This is a genomic window from Bacillus sp. FSL W8-0770 (genome assembly GCF_038008705.1).
GTDB classification, from domain to species: Bacteria; Bacillota; Bacilli; order Bacillales; family Bacillaceae_G; genus Bacillus_A; species Bacillus_A cereus.
Genome location: NZ_JBBOZR010000001.1, coordinates 4,092,302 through 4,109,396, shown reverse-complemented (window position 1 = coordinate 4,109,396; position 17,095 = coordinate 4,092,302). Strand labels below are relative to the sequence as shown.

The window sequence follows — 17,095 nt, the reverse complement described above, 5'->3', positions numbered from 1 at the left end:
TTGGTACAAGCTGCATATATTCATATTCCGTTTTGTCAGCACATTTGTCACTATTGTGATTTTAATAAAGTGTTTATTGAACGCCAACCGGTTGATCAATATTTAGATTATTTAGAGAAGGAAATAATAAATACGGTTCAAAAAGTTCCGTTTGATAGTATAAAAACGATTTTTGTGGGCGGGGGAACTCCGACAGCGTTAAATATGGAACAGACAAAAAAATTACTCGAGATTATTAATCGTCATTTGCGTCCGTTCGCCCCAAATTGTGAATTAACATTTGAAGCGAATCCAGGAGATCTGCCGAAAGAGAAGTTGAATGTACTGCTAGAAGGTGGAGTGAATCGAATTAGTTTTGGTGTGCAAACGTTCCGTGATGAACTGCTTGAGAAAATCGGGCGCAAGCATACGAGGGAAGATGCATTCCTCGCGATTCGAGAAGCACAGGAAGTAGGATTTAAAAATATTAATGTAGATATTATTTATGCTTTGCCAGGACAGACGATAGAAGATGTAAAAGAAACATTAGATATTGCTTTTACGCTTGGTGTACAACATTTCTCTGCATATTCATTAATTGTGGAACCTAAAACAGTGTTTTATAACTTAATGAACAAAGGGAAATTGCGTCTTCCGGGTGAAGACCATGAAGCGAAAATGTATGAAATAGTAATGGATGAAATGGAGAAACACGGTTATAACCAGTATGAAATTAGTAATTTCTCAAAAGGTGACAATAAAAGTAGACATAATCTCACATACTGGAATAATGAAGAGTATTATGGATTTGGAGCTGGAGCTCATAGTTATGTGAACGGGGAACGTATTCAAAATGTAGGTCCGCTGAAGCAATATTTTAATAAAATTGATGAAACAGAATTTCCGTATTTAGATGTTCACAAAGTGACGGAGAAAGAAAGAATGGAAGAAGAGCTGTTCTTAGGGCTTCGAAAAACAAAAGGTGTTTCTAAAACGGCGTTCCGCAATAAATTTAATGTAGAGATGGATCAAGTTTTCGCGAAGCAGTTACAAAGCAACCAAGAGCAGGGATTGCTTGAAGAGGAAGATGGACATGTGCGTTTAACGCGAAAAGGAAAATTATTAGGGAATGAAGTATTCCAATCATTTTTGATTGACTAATTAAATGTTCCATAGGCGTGAAAAAGTTTCATTATTTCGTGACGTTTCCGTTGACAATTGAATGTCAATTTTGGTAAGTTATTAATAGATTTAGCACTCAAAGACAAAGAGTGCTAACAGAGGTGATGATGAGATGCTTACGGAACGTCAGCTCTTAATTTTACACACAATTATTGATGACTTTATTGGATCAGCGCAGCCCGTTGGGTCTAGAACGTTGGCTAAAAAAGATGAAATTACATTTAGTTCAGCTACTATTCGAAATGAAATGGCGGACTTAGAAGAATTAGGTTTTATTGAAAAAACGCACAGTTCTTCTGGACGTGTTCCTTCTGAGAAAGGCTACCGATTTTATGTAGACCATCTTTTAGCGCCGCAAAACTTACCGAACGCTGAAATTGTACAAATTAAAGATTTATTTGCTGAAAGAATTTTTGAAGCGGAAAAAATTGCACAACAATCTGCTCAAATTTTATCAGAACTTACGAATTATACGGCCATTGTTCTTGGACCGAAGTTAAGTACAAATAAACTTAAAAATGTACAAATTGTGCCGCTTGATCGTCAAACTGCTGTCGCTATTATTGTAACCGATACAGGGCATGTACAAAGTAAAACGATTACCGTTCCGGAATCTGTTGATTTATCAGATTTAGAAAAAATGGTTAATATTTTAAATGAAAAGCTATCTGGCGTACCGATGGAAGAACTTCATAATAAAATCTTTAAGGAGATTGTTACAGTTTTACGTGGGTATGTTCATAATTACGATAGTGCAATAAAAATGTTGGATGGTACATTTCAAGTTCCGTTATCGGAAAAGATATACTTTGGAGGAAAAGCAAATATGCTTTCGCAGCCAGAGTTCCATGACATTCAAAAGGTTAGATCTTTACTTACCATGATTGATAATGAAGCCGAATTTTATGACATTTTGCGTCATAAACAAGTCGGGATTCAAGTGAAAATTGGTAGGGAAAACTCTTCGACGGCTATGGAGGATTGTAGTTTAATTTCTGCAACATATTCAATCGGCGAAGAGCAACTTGGAACAATTGCTATTTTAGGTCCTACGAGAATGCAATATTCTCGTGTAATTAGTTTGTTACAGTTATTTACGAGACAATTTACTGATGGACTTAAAAAGTAAATGAGAGTAATACATTCGCTCAAGTGATGAAATTTTCATTGCTGTGTGTAATATATAATGCTTAGGTAATCATGCTACGCATGATACCTAATACCTTTTAAGGAGGTGAATATTGTGGAAGAGCGTAACGAACAAGTGGTAGAAGAAGTAAAAGAAGCGCAAGTTGAAGAAGCTGTCACGCCAGAAAACAGTGAAGAAACTGTAGAAGAAAAAAGTGAGGCTGCTCTTTTACAAGAAAAAGTAGATGAGCTACAAGCGAAACTAACGGAAACGGAAGGTCGCACATTACGTCTACAAGCTGATTTTGAAAATTATAAGCGCCGTGTCCAAATGGATAAACAGGCTGCTGAAAAATATAGAGCACAAAGTCTAGTTTCAGACATCTTGCCAGCTCTTGATAATTTTGAAAGAGCAATGCAAGTGGAAGCGACTGATGAGCAAACGAAATCCTTGTTACAAGGTATGGAAATGGTGCATCGTCAATTGTTAGAAGCGCTGACTAAAGAAGGTGTGGAAGTGATTGAAGCTGTTGGTAAACAGTTTGATCCTAATGAACACCAAGCTATTATGCAAGTGGAAGATAGTGAATTTGAATCAAACGCGGTTGTGGAAGAATTCCAAAAAGGTTATAAACTAAAAGACCGTGTGATTCGCCCATCAATGGTAAAAGTAAATCAATAATTTACATAAAACTAGGAGGATTCGCCATGAGTAAAATTATCGGTATTGACTTAGGTACAACAAACTCTTGTGTAGCTGTTATGGAAGGTGGAGAACCAAAGGTTATCCCAAATCCAGAAGGAAACCGTACAACACCTTCTGTTGTAGCTTTCAAAAATGAAGAACGTCAAGTTGGGGAAGTTGCAAAGCGCCAAGCAATTACAAACCCAAATACAATCATGTCTGTTAAACGTCATATGGGTACAGACTACAAAGTAGAAGTTGAAGGTAAAGAGTATACACCTCAAGAAATTTCTGCAATCATTTTACAAAACTTAAAAGCTTCTGCTGAAGCATACTTAGGTGAAACAGTAACGAAAGCTGTTATTACAGTACCTGCATACTTCAACGATGCAGAGCGTCAAGCAACGAAAGATGCTGGTCGTATCGCTGGTTTAGAAGTTGAGCGTATCATTAACGAGCCAACAGCAGCAGCACTTGCTTACGGTTTAGAAAAACAAGACGAAGAACAAAAAATCTTAGTATATGACTTAGGTGGCGGTACATTTGACGTATCTATCCTTGAGTTAGCAGACGGCACATTCGAAGTTATTTCAACTGCTGGTGACAACCGTCTTGGTGGCGATGACTTTGACCAAGTTATCATCGATCACTTAGTAGCTGAGTTCAAAAAAGAAAATAACATTGATTTAAGCCAAGATAAAATGGCGCTTCAACGCTTGAAAGATGCAGCTGAAAAAGCGAAAAAAGATCTTTCTGGTGTAACACAAACTCAAATTTCATTACCATTCATTAGTGCTGGAGCTGCTGGTCCATTACACTTAGAATTAACGTTAACAAGAGCGAAATTCGAAGAGCTTTCAGCAGGTCTTGTTGAAAGAACATTAGAGCCAACTCGTCGTGCATTAAAAGACGCTGGTTTTGCTCCAAGCGAATTAGATAAAGTTATTCTTGTTGGTGGATCTACTCGTATCCCAGCTGTACAAGAAGCTATTAAACGTGAAACTGGTAAAGAGCCATATAAAGGTGTAAACCCTGATGAAGTTGTAGCATTAGGTGCTGCAGTTCAAGGTGGCGTACTTACTGGTGATGTAGAAGGCGTTCTATTATTAGACGTAACTCCACTTTCTTTAGGTATTGAAACTATGGGTGGCGTGTTCACGAAATTAATCGAGCGTAACACTACAATTCCAACAAGTAAGTCACAAGTATTCTCGACAGCTGCTGATAATCAACCAGCAGTAGACATTCACGTATTACAAGGTGAGCGTCCAATGTCGGCTGACAATAAAACGTTAGGTCGTTTCCAATTAACTGACCTTCCACCAGCACCACGTGGTATTCCACAAATCGAAGTAACATTCGATATTGATGCGAACGGTATCGTTAACGTACGTGCGAAAGACTTAGGAACAAGCAAAGAGCAAGCTATTACAATCCAATCTTCTTCAGGTCTTTCTGATGAAGAAGTAGAACGTATGGTACAAGAAGCGGAAGCAAATGCTGACGCTGACCAAAAACGTAAGGAAGAAGTTGAACTTCGTAACGAAGCTGACCAACTTGTATTCCAAACAGACAAAGTTGTAAAAGATTTAGAAGGTAAAGTAGATGCAGCTGAAGTTGCAAAAGCAACAGAAGCGAAAGAAGCATTACAAGCTGCAATTGAGAAAAACGAGCTTGAAGAAATTCGTGCGAAAAAAGATGCCTTACAAGAAATCGTACAACAATTAACTGTTAAATTATACGAGCAGGCTCAAGCAGCTGCTGGTCAAGCAGAAGGTGCGCAAGGTGCACAAGATGCTGGCGCAAAGAAAGACAATGTAGTTGACGCTGAGTTTGAAGAAGTAAAAGAAGACAAGTAATTCAACTGTAAACATAATAAGTAAGATGACAAAAAGTCAAAGTCAAGCGTGCCTTGACTTTGGCTTTTTTCACGAATGAGAAGCGATGTGTGAGGATCTTAAGTTTTTCGCTTTGCATACTGTAAGTGAGGAAACTTTGTTGCAAAGCACTTTCTTTCGGTGTTAAAATTACGTTTATGTGAAAGATTCGGGGGTTGTAAATTTATGAGTAAACGAGACTATTATGAGGTCCTTGGACTTAGCAAGGGCGCTTCAACAGATGAAATTAAAAAAGCGTATCGTCGTTTGGCTAAAAAATACCATCCAGACGTAAGCAAAGAAGAAAATGCAATTGAAAAGTTTAAAGAAGTACAAGAAGCATACGAAGTGTTAAGTGATGATCAAAAGCGTGCCCAGTACGATCAATTTGGTCATGCTGGTGCAAATCAAGGATTCGGTGGATTTGGCGGCGGAGGAGACTTCGGCGGTGGCTTCGGTTTTGAAGATATATTTAGTTCTTTCTTTGGCGGTGGCGGCGGCAGACGTCGTGATCCAAATGCTCCGCGCCAAGGTGCTGACTTACAATATCAAGTCACTTTAGATTTTGAAGAAGCTATTTTTGGTAAGGAATTAAATGTGGAAATTCCAGTAGAAGATCCATGTGATACTTGTAAAGGTAGTGGAGCAAAACCAGGAACTTCAAAAGAAACATGTAAACATTGTTCAGGCTCTGGTCAAGTGAGTGTAGAACAAAACACACCGTTTGGTCGTATCGTAAATCGTCAAGCTTGTGGTCATTGTTCAGGAACTGGACAAATTATTAAAGAAAAATGTACGACATGTCACGGTTCAGGTAAAGTTCGTAAACGTAAAAAAATCAATGTTAAAATTCCAGCGGGTATCGATAATGGTCAACAAATTCGTGTGTCTGGAAAAGGTGAAGCCGGCGTAAATGGCGGACCAGCAGGAGACTTATATGTTGTCGTTCATGTAAGAAATCATGAATTCTTCGAGCGTGAAGGAGATCACATTATTTGCGAAATGCCATTAACATTTGCGCAAATGGCGCTTGGTGATGAAGTGGAAGTTCCTACTGTTCATGGTAAAGTGAAGCTGAAAATTCCAGCAGGAACACAAACTGGAACAGAATTCCGCTTAAAAGGAAAAGGTGCTCCGAACGTACGTGGATACGGCCAAGGAGATCAATATGTAGTCGTTCGTGTTGTTGTACCGACGAAATTGACTTCGCAGCAAAAAGATTTATTACGTGAATTTGCAGGACAAGAAGAGCAGGATGATAGTTTATTCGGAAAGCTTAAACGTGCTTTCAAAGGGGAATAATGGAAATAAAAAATGGAGTTGGTAAATTGTGAAATGGTCAGAAATTAGTATTCATACAACAGAAGAAGCAGTAGAAGCTGTCTCTCATATTTTACATGAAGCTGGTGCTAGTGGAGTTGCGATTGAGGATCCAGCGGAGTTAACGAAAGAGCGCGAGCAACAATATGGTGAAATTTATGCATTGAACCCAGATGAATATCCGGCGGAAGGTGTATTAATAAAAGCGTATTTCCCGCAAACGGATTCTTTACATGAAACGATTGCAGGTGTAAAATCATCTATTGATGTGCTTCCATCTTACGACATCGAAATTGGTACTGGAAATATTACCGTTAACGAAGTCAATGAAGAAGATTGGGCTACTGCTTGGAAAAAATATTACCATCCAGTACAAATTTCTGATACATTCACAATCGTACCGACTTGGGAAGAATATACACCATCTTCTCCTAATGAAAAAATCATTGAATTAGACCCGGGTATGGCGTTTGGTACAGGAACTCATCCAACAACAACGATGTGTATCCGTGCTTTAGAAAAAACAGTACAGCCAGGTGACACTATTATTGATGTAGGAACAGGTTCTGGTGTACTTAGTATTGCGGCTGCAAAATTAGGTGCGTCTTCTGTTCAAGCATATGATTTAGATCCGGTTGCGGTTGAAAGTGCAGAAATGAATGTACGTTTAAATAAAACAGATGATATCGTGTCTGTTGGACAAAATAGTCTTTTAGAAGGTATTGAAGGTCCTGTTGATTTAATCGTAGCTAACTTATTAGCAGAGATTATTCTATTATTCCCTGAAGATGCAGCAAGAGTTGTGAAGTCAGGTGGATTATTTATTACATCGGGCATTATTGCTGCGAAGGAAAAAGTAATTTCTGAGGCGTTAGAACAAGCTGGATTTACAATTGAAGAAGTGTTACGAATGGAAGATTGGGTAGCAATTATTGCACGAAATGCGTAATATAGATTTTAGTCTATAATGAAAAGGGGAGTCTCTCACTATAAGGTGAGAGACTTGCCGTTTGTTATATGAAAAATGATAACGTTTCGTTCTTTTCGTAAGTGTTGACTTACGAAAGGAACGAAACTCTACTAAGGTGATTATATGCAACGTTATTTTGTAGAAGAGAAATATGTAAATGAGACAAGTATTCGCATTGTAGGTGATGACGTACATCATATCGCAAGAGTGATGCGTATGTCAGCTGGTGATCATATTTATTGCTGTGTAAACGGAAAAACAGCAGTATGTTCAATTGATGAAATTACCAGTGAATTTATTAATACGGCTATTGTAGAATGGGTAGAGGCGTCAAGTGAACTTCCTGTTTTCGTGACGATTGCAAGTGGACTGCCAAAAGGAGACAAGCTAGAGTTAATTTTTCAAAAAGGAACTGAGCTTGGGGCAGCTGCATTCTTACCATTTCAAGCATCTCGCTCTATCGTAAAATGGGATGCGAAAAAAGCTGATAAAAAAGTTGAGCGTTTAAGAAAAATTGTGAAAGAAGCTGCGGAACAATCACATAGAAGTGAAATTCCAGAAGTACATGCTCCGGCATCATTTAAGCAATTGCTTTCAATGAGTGGTGAGTATGATGTTTGTCTTGTTGCTTACGAAGAGGAAGCAAAACAAGGTGAGAAATCTAATTTTGCGAAAGCTTTAACGACAATGAAACCAGGTCAAAAGCTATTGATTGTATTTGGCCCAGAAGGCGGTTTAGCTGAGGAAGAGATTACAGCGCTTCGTGAACATAAATTTGTACCATGTAGTTTAGGACCAAGAATTTTAAGAACAGAAACGGCGCCGTTATACGCGTTAAGTGCTGCTTCGTATCATTTTGAATTGATGGGGTGATGATCAATGTCAACTGTTGCGTTCCATACGTTAGGTTGTAAAGTAAACCACTATGAAACAGAAGCCATTTGGCAATTGTTTAAACAAGGTGGTTATGAAAGAACAGAATATGAAAAGAAAGCTGATGTATATGTTATTAACACATGTACAGTAACGAATACTGGGGACAAAAAAAGCCGTCAAGTAATCAGACGTGCTGTGCGTCAAAATCCAGATGCAGTTATTTGCGTAACGGGATGTTATGCACAAACATCTCCAGCTGAAATTATGGCGATTCCGGGTGTAGATATTGTAGTTGGTACACAGGATCGTGAAAAGATGTTAGGTTACATCGAAGAATTCCGTAAAGAGCGTCAACCAATTAATGCTGTCCGTAATATTATGAAAACACGTGTGTACGAAGAACTTGATGTACCTTATTTCACGGATCGTACACGTGCGTCTTTAAAAATACAAGAGGGTTGCAATAACTTCTGTACATTCTGTATCATTCCTTGGGCGCGTGGTTTAATGCGTTCTCGTGATGGAAAAGAAGTTATTAAACAAGCACAACAATTAGTGGATGCAGGCTATAAAGAAATCGTATTAACGGGTATTCATACAGGTGGATACGGCGAAGACATAAAAGATTATAACTTAGCTGGATTACTTCGTGATATGGAAGCGGAAGTAGACGGATTAAAACGTCTTCGTATTTCTTCTATTGAAGCGAGTCAAATTTCAGATGAAGTAATTGAAGTGTTAGATAAATCTGAAGTAGTTGTACGCCACTTGCATATTCCGTTGCAATCTGGTTCTAATACTGTATTAAAACGTATGCGTCGTAAATATACGATGGAGTTCTTCCAAGAGCGTTTAGATCGTTTGAAAGAAGCGTTACCAGGCCTTGCGATTACATCTGACGTAATCGTTGGTTTCCCAGGTGAAACAGAAGAAGAATTCATGGAAACATACAATTTCATTAAAGAGAACCGCTTCTCTGAGTTACATGTGTTCCCTTACTCAAAACGTACAGGAACACCTGCAGCACGCATGGAAGATCAAGTTCCTGAAGATGTGAAGAACGATCGTGTTCATCGTTTAATTGAGCTATCTAATCAATTAGCGAAAGAGTACGCATCAGCGTTTGAAGGTGAAGTGCTTGAAATCATTCCGGAAGAGCAATTTAAAGAGGGCGACCGTGAAGGCTTATATGTAGGTTATACAGATAACTACTTGAAAATTGTATTTGAAGGATCAGAAGAATTAATTGGTAAGCTAGTGAAAGTGAAAATTACGAAAGCTGGTTATCCATATAACGAAGCGCAATTTGTTCGTGTTCTTGAAGATGATGTAAAAAAAGAATCAGCTAGCGCATAAAAAGAGCGTGCAACCGGAAACGGTTTGCATGCTTTCTTTGTTTGAAGCGGTTAAGTACTATAAGGTGGGGAGGCGTTTCATGCATCCCTGTATGAAAAAAGATGAAATGATAAAAATATAGTTGTCTTCATCAGTAAAGGATACTAGCTATTTGCATAACTTTTGAAAAGGAAATGCTTCTATTCTTCTTTTATTCTGCCAAATAGTTGACCTGAAGTGATAAAATGTATTATAATCGTAAAAGACATGCTGAAGAAGTGTTTCTTTTTGCATGCTGAAGTTAGTATGTAAGTGTGATGTTTCGGAGGGAGGGAAAGAGAATGTCAAAAACAGTCGTTCGTAAAAACGAGTCTTTGGAGGATGCACTTCGCCGTTTTAAAAGATCGGTTTCTAAAACTGGTACACTTGCTGAAGCAAGAAAGCGCGAGTTTTATGAAAAACCAAGTGTAAAACGTAAGAAGAAATCTGAAGCGGCAAGAAAGCGTAAATTCTAAGAGAGGGTGTAAGTTATGAGTCTTCTCGGTCGTTTAAACGATGATATGAAACAAGCGATGAAGAATAAACAAAAAGAAAAATTAACCGTTATTCGTATGGTTAAGGCTGCTTTACAAAATGAAGGTATTAAACTGCAACATACTCTTACTGAAGAAGAGGAAATAACAGTTTTAGCTCGTGAAGTAAAACAGTATAAGGACTCCCTCCTTGAATTTAAAAAAGCTGGTCGTGAAGACCTTGTTAATAAACTGCAAGGTGAAATTCAGATTTTAAGCGCATATTTGCCAGAGCAATTAACTGAAGAAGAACTAGTTGATGTAATCAAGCAAGTTATTTCTGAAGTTGGTGCGACTTCTAAAGCAGATATGGGTAAGGTGATGACTGCTGTTATGCCGAAAGTAAAAGGTAAAACAGACGGATCACTTGTGAATAAGCTGGTTATCCAGCTATTAGCGTAAAAAAACGTCTCATTTCGTATGAGACGTTTTTTTATTGTTCTTATTAAGGAGAAACGCTATATTGCTTAAAAAGGGTTTCTATAAGTGATAGAAACCCCTCTAGTTAAAGTTTCAATTTATTATTTCCTTGTATAATTCCGATTCTACACCTATTCTTACTTCCTTGACTAAAACTTCTTTCGCAAATAAAAGCTAAGTACCGAACCTTCTGAAAATCAGATTGAAGTTTTATAGCTTGCTCTTCAGCATAATCCTCAAAGGTAACGAAAGAGATTCTAACTATTTTAGATTTTGCATCAGTTGCATAAAATGGCCGGATATTACTGTCGATAATTTGTTTTATAACATTCGAAATTTCTTGACTAAAGCCAATTTACTTTCGTATTTCCTCGTTTATTAATTCATTTTTTAATGAACCCTAATATTTTTTGAAATTCATATAACAACCATCTATAAAATATTCTTACTTACAACGTAACATTCAGAGTGGAGAAATTTTCTTTTTTTTGATTTTATCCCTCATTAACGGGCAGCCCGATTGGTGAGGGGGGATTAAAGTTTCACTTTATCTCATTTGTCCAATAAATGACAACTACTTATTCTATGGTCAGTATGTCACATCCAGAACGAATTGTAACAGTTTTTTTCAAGTTTCTAACTTCTCGCTAGGCTCAATTTCTTAATGTAACTTGTACTGATATCCTGTAGGGGCGCATATTCTTGTATTAATACTTCTATTATTAAAGGTAACATCCTCTGATCCATCATTGTCCTGACAAATATGATTTCATATAGCGACTGTTTTAATTAACATGATATGAACTCTTACAGAATATAGTTATGTTAGTGAAGTCGTTATAACACGATAGGCACTTGTGAAGAAATACATATATATGGGATGAGAGGGGGTCTTTCGAGATGAAGAAATTAGAACAAATGAAAAATTGGTTGACAAAACAAGTAGACCTACCAGTGGATGTATTAATGGATCTACCTCGGATTACTCTTGTTGGGCAAATACATATTTATATAGAAAATCATCGGGGGTTATTAGTGTTTTCAGATAAAGAAGTACGATTGCTTTTAAAACACGGTCAATTATTAATTAAAGGACAATCCTTTGTTATTAAAACGATTCTTCCAGAAGAGCTTTTGCTCGAAGGGATAATTGAGCAAGTAACATTTTTAGAAAATGAAAAAAAAGGTGATTGAAGTGAAACTTCCATTTGTGAAGTTTTTCTTCTTTATCCTGTAAAAGTTCCGTTGATAGAGACTGATTACAGTTTTACTCGGTTTCATTTTAGTACGAGCTATTTTAATGTTTCAAATAAAAAGTAGTATATCTACTTTTAGAAAGGTAGTGAAGGTGGTAAATGAAAAATAAATGGTTTATAAAGTGGCTTGGATATGTAAAAGTGCGAATTGAAGGTAGAGGAGCGGAACGGTTTGTTAATGAATGTGTACGGAGGAATTTATTAGTTTGGGATGTTAAAAAGATAGCTGATGAAACGTTAGTTTTTTGTATGTTGTTACGCGATGTGAAAAAAATAAAACCAATTTATAGAAAAAATGAATGTAAATTATATTTTATTGGACGTTATGGTTTTCCTTTTTGGAATAAGCGTTTAATTAAAAATAGTGGATTTTTAATTGGTTTTTTAATTTTCTTTTTTGGTGTGATTGCAATGTCAAATATGGTTTGGAAAATTGAAATTACAGGAGCAAAACCTGAAACGGAATATATATTGATGAAAGAATTGGATAAAATGGGTATTAAAAAAGGGAAACTACAATTTCAAATGCCGAATGTAGAAGATGTACAACGCCATTTGACAGATAATATTAATGCCATTACTTGGGCGGGACTAGAAGTAAGAGGAACGACGTATCATTTTAAAATTGTTGAAAAAAACGAACCGAAGAAAGAAAAGGAACAAAGGCCGCAAAATTTAGTAGCAAAAAAAGAAGCGATTATTACAAAGACGTTCGTAGAAGTTGGAAAGCCGGTTGTACTGAAAAATGATCATGTAGAAAAAGGGCAGATTCTCGTATCAGGAATATATGGTAATGAGGAAAGTCCGACGATTGTTTCAGCGAAAGGTATTGTGTATGGAGAAACGTGGTATACATCTAAGGTGGATGTCCCGTTAAAGACGCAATTCCAAGTGTATACTGGTAATGTATACAATGAACATTTTCTTAAATTTGGGGATACGAAAATAAAAATATGGGGATTTCAGCATGATAAGTATAAACGCTCTCGTACTGAAAGTGTAAAGCATGATGTGAAATTATTTGGTTTTACACTGCCGATTGCATATGAAAAAGATGTTGTGAGAGAAGAGGAAGAAGCGAATCGAGAATATACAGAAAAGCAAGCGCTGAAAGTAGCGAAAGAGATGGCCGAAAAAGAACTAAAGAAAAAATTGGATGAACATGCTATGATTGTAAGTGATAAGATTTTGAGTAAAGAGGTTGAGGCGGGTCAACTAAAGGTCACATTGCATTATACTGTGGTTGAAAATATTGCAGAGCCACAACCAATATCCGAATCCGATATTCAAGGAGACTGAGTAATGGCAGAACAATTAGTAGAAATGAACCAACAATTGGAAAATACTAACGAAGCAATCGCTCTTTTTGGAGTCAATGATGCACATTTAAAAGTAATTGAACGAGAACTGAATGTATCGATCGTAACTAGAGGAGAAACTGTTCATGTATCTGGGGCAGTTGAAACGGTGACACTCGTAGAAAAAATCTTACAGCAATTACTTGTTGTAATTCGTAAAAGTATATCAATTTCAGAGAGAGATGTTGCGTATGCAATTCAGCTTGCACAACAAGGGAAAATTGCTCAATTTGAAGAGTTATATGAAGAAGAAATTTTCAAGACTGCAAAAGGTAAATCCATTCGTGTAAAAACAATGGGGCAAAGACGATATATTCATGCGATGAAGAAGAATGATATTGTCTTTGGGATAGGGCCTGCAGGAACTGGAAAAACATACTTAGCTGTAGTAATGGCTGTGAGGGCTTTAAAACAAGGGTATGTAAAGAAAATTATTTTAACAAGACCTGCGGTAGAAGCTGGAGAAAATTTAGGTTTTTTACCAGGGGATTTGAAAGAGAAGGTAGATCCATACTTACGCCCATTATATGATGCCTTACATGATATTCTTGGACAAGAATATACGCAGCGTATGATGGAGCGAGGAGTAATTGAAATCGCGCCGCTTGCTTATATGAGGGGGCGTACGCTTGATGATTCATTTGTTATTTTAGATGAGGCTCAAAATACAACGGGTGCTCAAATAAAAATGTTTTTAACAAGATTAGGTTTTAGTTCTAAAATGGTTATTACAGGGGACCCTTCACAAGTAGACTTGCCAAAAGGGGTAAAATCAGGGCTATCTATAGCTGCTAATATTTTATCTGGTGTATCAGGTCTGTCATTTATTACATTAGAACAAACGGACGTTGTGAGACATCCATTGGTGCAACGTATTATTGAGGCATATGATAAAATGGAATGATCCTATTTGTCAGGATCATTTCTTTTTGTATGATAAGGTTGGCGAACGTCATATTTTTTACTATCATGAAAGATAAGGAAAATAAACTATAGGTACTAGTGTATAAAATGTTGCCTCAAAGTATCGTTTGGTAGAAGAAATGAAAGCTATAAATAGTTTCACTTTATTTCTGGAGAGGAGAAGGTATTGAAATCATGTCAAGATCTCAAGAAATTTCTAAGTGGTTTCGTAATTTACAACATTCGAAAAAACTAAGTTGGATTTCTTACGTTGTATTAGGAGCAGTGCTGTTTTTTGCGCTTATGAATAATGTAAAACCAGAGCAATTAGATGTTAATATGTATTCTATTGCGAAAAAGACAATCCATTCTCCTATAAAAATTGAAGATAAAGTTACAACGGATAAAAAGAAAAAAGAAGCCGCTACAAAAGTTGAAGATCAATATACATATAAAAGTGAGTATAAACAAAACAAAGTTGATATTGTGAATGACGTCTTTGCTAAAGTGGATGAAGTGGTGCAAGAGATTAAAGCTGTTGGACCGGATGATCAAAAAAAGATGACTGATGCTGAGAAAGTGGAGAAGTTAAAAAAGAAACTACCCGCTGACTTAACGAAAGAATTATCTGATTCAAACTTACTAAGTTTGATTAATGCAGATTCGAGCCAATTAGTATTAGCGAAAGATGCTGCGGTCACAGCGATTAATAGTATCATGACTGAGCATATTAAAATGGACGAATTGAAAGATGCGAAAGAACGATATGTAAGTGAGATGAATAGTGTTAATGTTGATAATGGTTTAAAAGAGTCAATTAAGGCGCTAGGAAGATATGCAATTTCAGCAAACTATTTTTATGACCCGATCTTAACGAAAGAGAAGAGAAAAGCAGAGGAAGATTTAGTTCCACCTGTTTATATTCTTCAAGGACAAGTTCTTGTTAGAGAAGGTGAAACCATTTCAAGTGATGTGTATAATCAGTTGAAATTAGTTGGTTTGTTAGAAAAAGGGAACGGCTTTCAACCTTATGTTGGATTAGCGGTACTCATTGGTGTGTTACTATACTTTATGCATAAACAATTTGAATTATTTTTAAAGAGAAAAAGAGAAGATAGACCGTATGTTTTAGCGTATATTACAATTTTGTCTATCACAATCGTCTTAATGAAAATCATTAGTTTGTTTCAAAAACTTGAATACGCGGGGATTGCATATGTTGTCCCAGTTGCGATGGGAACAATACTTGTAAAACTAATGATTGGTGATCGATTTGTCTTTTTAACGAGTATGATTTTTTCTGTATGCGGAAGTATTATGTTTAATGAAGGAGTAACGAGTACATTAAATTATAGTGTAGGGATTTACGTATTGTTAAGTTCATTATCGGTTAGTATTTTCTTGCGAGAAAAAAATCGTCGTACAATGATTTTACAAGCTGGTATACTCGTTTCTGTATTAAATGTAGTCGTATTGGCGGCACTCTTATTATTACGTAATGGGAATTTTTCGCCTCTTGAAATTGGTACGCAATTATTAATGGCTTCACTTTCAGGGATTATATCATCCGTTTTGGCTATGGGGATTTTACCATATTTAGAAAGTGGACTTGGAATCGTATCAAGCATGAAGCTTATGGAACTATCAAGTCCAAATCATCCGCTTTTACGCAGAATTTTGTTAGAAGCGCCAGGGACATATCATCATAGTGTAATGGTAGCGAATCTTTCTGAGGCTGCTTGTGAAGCAGTCGGGGCAAATGGTGTATTAGCGCGTGTAGGGGCATATTATCATGATGTAGGAAAAACAGTACAACCGCAATTTTTTATTGAAAACCAAATGGGAATTGAAAACCCGCATGATAAATTAGATCCTGTAACGAGTAAAGATATTATAATTGCTCACGTAACGGATGGAGTAAGAATGCTCGAAGAATATCATATTCCACAAGAAATTATTGATATCGCTGGGCAACATCACGGTACAACGTTACTGAAATATTTTTATTATAAAGCTATTAAAGAAGATAAAGAAAAATATACAGAAGAGATGTTCCGTTATCCAGGTTCAAAAGCAACTTCGAAAGAATCGGCAATTGTTGGTATTGCTGATAGTGTAGAAGCTGCGGTACGTTCTATGAATCACCCAACGCCAGAACAAATTAATAATTTGGTGCAAAGTATTATTAAAGATCGACTACAAGACGGTCAATTTAGTGAATGTGATTTGACGTTTAAGGAACTACAAATCGTTGGAAAAACGTTGTGTGAAACGTTAAATGGTATTTTCCATTCGCGTATTACATATCCGGAACTTCCGGAAGAAAAGGAGAAAGAATGAGTTTGTTAATTGATTTTATTGATGAAACAGAAGAAGTAAAAGAAGCGTATATGAGTTTAATTCGTGAAGTGTTAGAAAAAGCAGCTCAAATGGAAAATATCGAGGATGGTGCGGAGGTATCGGTGACATTTGTAGATAATGAGCGCATTAGAGAAATTAATCGTGATTACCGAGATAAAGATCAACCTACAGATGTAATATCCTTTGCGATGGAAGAAATGGGAGAAGGAGAAATGGAGATTGTTGGTGCAGAGATGCCACGCATGTTAGGTGATCTTATTATCTCTATTCCAAGGGCGAAAGAGCAAGCTGAAGAGTACGGACATTCTTTCGATCGTGAACTTGGATTTTTGGCATTACATGGCTTTTTACATTTACTTGGTTATGATCACATGACAGAAGAAGATGAAAAAGAAATGTTCGGAAGACAAAAAGAAATTTTAGAAGCTTTTGGATTAGGACGATGAAAAAAGGAAAACTTATAGATAGTTTTGGATATGCTATAGCTGGTATATTCTTTTGTTTTCGTCATGAGCGAAATATGAAAATCCATTATTTAGCCGCAGTCATTGTTATATGCTGCGGCTTTTATTTCCATATTACGAGAACAGAGTGGATGATATTACTTATTGTAATAGGGAGTGTAATGAGTTTAGAAATGGTAAATACGGCTGTGGAAAAAACAGTAGATTTAGCGACTGCAGATATTCATCCATTTGCAAAAATTGCAAAGGATGTTGCGGCAGGAGCGGTTTTATTGTTTGCAATTATAGCTGTTATAATTGGTGCTATTATCTTTTTACCGTATATGGTATAGTTGCATTCCGAAGCTTTTATTAAGCTTTGGAAGTGCCGTAAGGGGCTTTAATGAGAGAGTGTACCTCTTCATAGCTG

At 36.6% G+C, this 17,095-nt stretch carries 16 protein-coding genes; all 16 read left to right on the top strand.

Features of this window, described 5'->3' with window-relative positions; translation table 11 throughout:
- On the top strand, positions 1 to 1,140 hold the full coding sequence (gene hemW, locus NST27_RS21140) for a radical SAM family heme chaperone HemW (protein WP_000249426.1): 1,140 nt from the start codon (positions 1 to 3) through the stop codon (positions 1,138 to 1,140).
- 133 nt (positions 1,141 to 1,273) lie between these two features.
- Positions 1,274 to 2,290: a heat-inducible transcriptional repressor HrcA gene (hrcA, locus tag NST27_RS21135; protein ID WP_000954937.1), complete on the top strand. Its 1,017-nt coding sequence runs from the start codon at positions 1,274 to 1,276 to the stop codon at positions 2,288 to 2,290.
- A gap of 114 nt (positions 2,291 to 2,404) precedes the next feature.
- Positions 2,405 to 2,971 carry a nucleotide exchange factor GrpE gene (gene grpE / locus NST27_RS21130; RefSeq protein WP_000392711.1) on the top strand — a complete coding sequence of 189 codons (567 nt, stop codon included), beginning with the start codon at positions 2,405 to 2,407 and terminating at the stop codon, positions 2,969 to 2,971.
- A 26-nt stretch (positions 2,972 to 2,997) separates the two neighbouring features.
- Positions 2,998 to 4,833 (top strand): chaperone protein DnaK, encoded by a 1,836-nt coding sequence (gene dnaK, locus NST27_RS21125; protein WP_000034706.1) that lies wholly within the window; start codon positions 2,998 to 3,000, stop codon positions 4,831 to 4,833.
- A gap of 204 nt (positions 4,834 to 5,037) precedes the next feature.
- On the top strand, positions 5,038 to 6,153 hold the full coding sequence (dnaJ, locus tag NST27_RS21120; protein WP_000043947.1) for a chaperone protein DnaJ: 1,116 nt from the start codon (positions 5,038 to 5,040) through the stop codon (positions 6,151 to 6,153).
- Between the two features lie 28 nt (positions 6,154 to 6,181).
- Positions 6,182 to 7,120 (top strand): 50S ribosomal protein L11 methyltransferase, encoded by a 939-nt coding sequence (gene prmA, locus NST27_RS21115; protein ID WP_000872112.1) that lies wholly within the window; start codon positions 6,182 to 6,184, stop codon positions 7,118 to 7,120.
- A gap of 144 nt (positions 7,121 to 7,264) precedes the next feature.
- The gene (locus NST27_RS21110) at positions 7,265 to 8,014 is read left to right on the top strand and encodes a 16S rRNA (uracil(1498)-N(3))-methyltransferase (protein ID WP_001190159.1); all 750 of its coding nucleotides are present in this window, start codon (positions 7,265 to 7,267) and stop codon (positions 8,012 to 8,014) included.
- Between the two features lie 6 nt (positions 8,015 to 8,020).
- On the top strand, positions 8,021 to 9,373 hold the full coding sequence (mtaB, locus tag NST27_RS21105; protein ID WP_000108676.1) for a tRNA (N(6)-L-threonylcarbamoyladenosine(37)-C(2))-methylthiotransferase MtaB: 1,353 nt from the start codon (positions 8,021 to 8,023) through the stop codon (positions 9,371 to 9,373).
- Positions 9,374 to 9,693: 320 nt separating this feature from the next.
- On the top strand, positions 9,694 to 9,867 hold the full coding sequence (rpsU, locus tag NST27_RS21100; protein ID WP_000048061.1) for a 30S ribosomal protein S21: 174 nt from the start codon (positions 9,694 to 9,696) through the stop codon (positions 9,865 to 9,867).
- Between the two features lie 15 nt (positions 9,868 to 9,882).
- Positions 9,883 to 10,326, top strand: a complete 444-nt coding sequence (locus NST27_RS21095) for a GatB/YqeY domain-containing protein (RefSeq protein WP_341035171.1) — start codon at positions 9,883 to 9,885, stop codon at positions 10,324 to 10,326.
- 918 nt (positions 10,327 to 11,244) lie between these two features.
- Positions 11,245 to 11,538: a sporulation protein YqfC gene (gene yqfC / locus NST27_RS21090; protein ID WP_000732269.1), complete on the top strand. Its 294-nt coding sequence runs from the start codon at positions 11,245 to 11,247 to the stop codon at positions 11,536 to 11,538.
- Between the two features lie 161 nt (positions 11,539 to 11,699).
- Complete coding sequence (gene yqfD / locus NST27_RS21085) at positions 11,700 to 12,899, top strand: sporulation protein YqfD (RefSeq protein WP_000792499.1); 1,200 nt, start codon at positions 11,700 to 11,702, stop codon at positions 12,897 to 12,899.
- A gap of 3 nt (positions 12,900 to 12,902) precedes the next feature.
- Entirely contained in the window at positions 12,903 to 13,862 is a 960-nt protein-coding gene (locus tag NST27_RS21080) for a PhoH family protein (protein ID WP_000840520.1), read from the top strand.
- Between the two features lie 194 nt (positions 13,863 to 14,056).
- Positions 14,057 to 16,201 (top strand): HD family phosphohydrolase, encoded by a 2,145-nt coding sequence (locus NST27_RS21075; RefSeq protein ID WP_000091514.1) that lies wholly within the window; start codon positions 14,057 to 14,059, stop codon positions 16,199 to 16,201.
- Positions 16,198 to 16,668: an rRNA maturation RNase YbeY gene (gene ybeY / locus NST27_RS21070; RefSeq protein ID WP_000054679.1), complete on the top strand. Its 471-nt coding sequence runs from the start codon at positions 16,198 to 16,200 to the stop codon at positions 16,666 to 16,668. Before NST27_RS21075 ends, ybeY begins: the two co-directional genes overlap by 4 nt.
- Positions 16,665 to 17,018, top strand: a complete 354-nt coding sequence (locus NST27_RS21065) for a diacylglycerol kinase family protein (RefSeq protein ID WP_000715469.1) — start codon at positions 16,665 to 16,667, stop codon at positions 17,016 to 17,018. The genes ybeY and NST27_RS21065 overlap by 4 nt, the downstream gene beginning before the upstream one ends.
- Positions 17,019 to 17,095 lie beyond the last annotated feature (77 nt).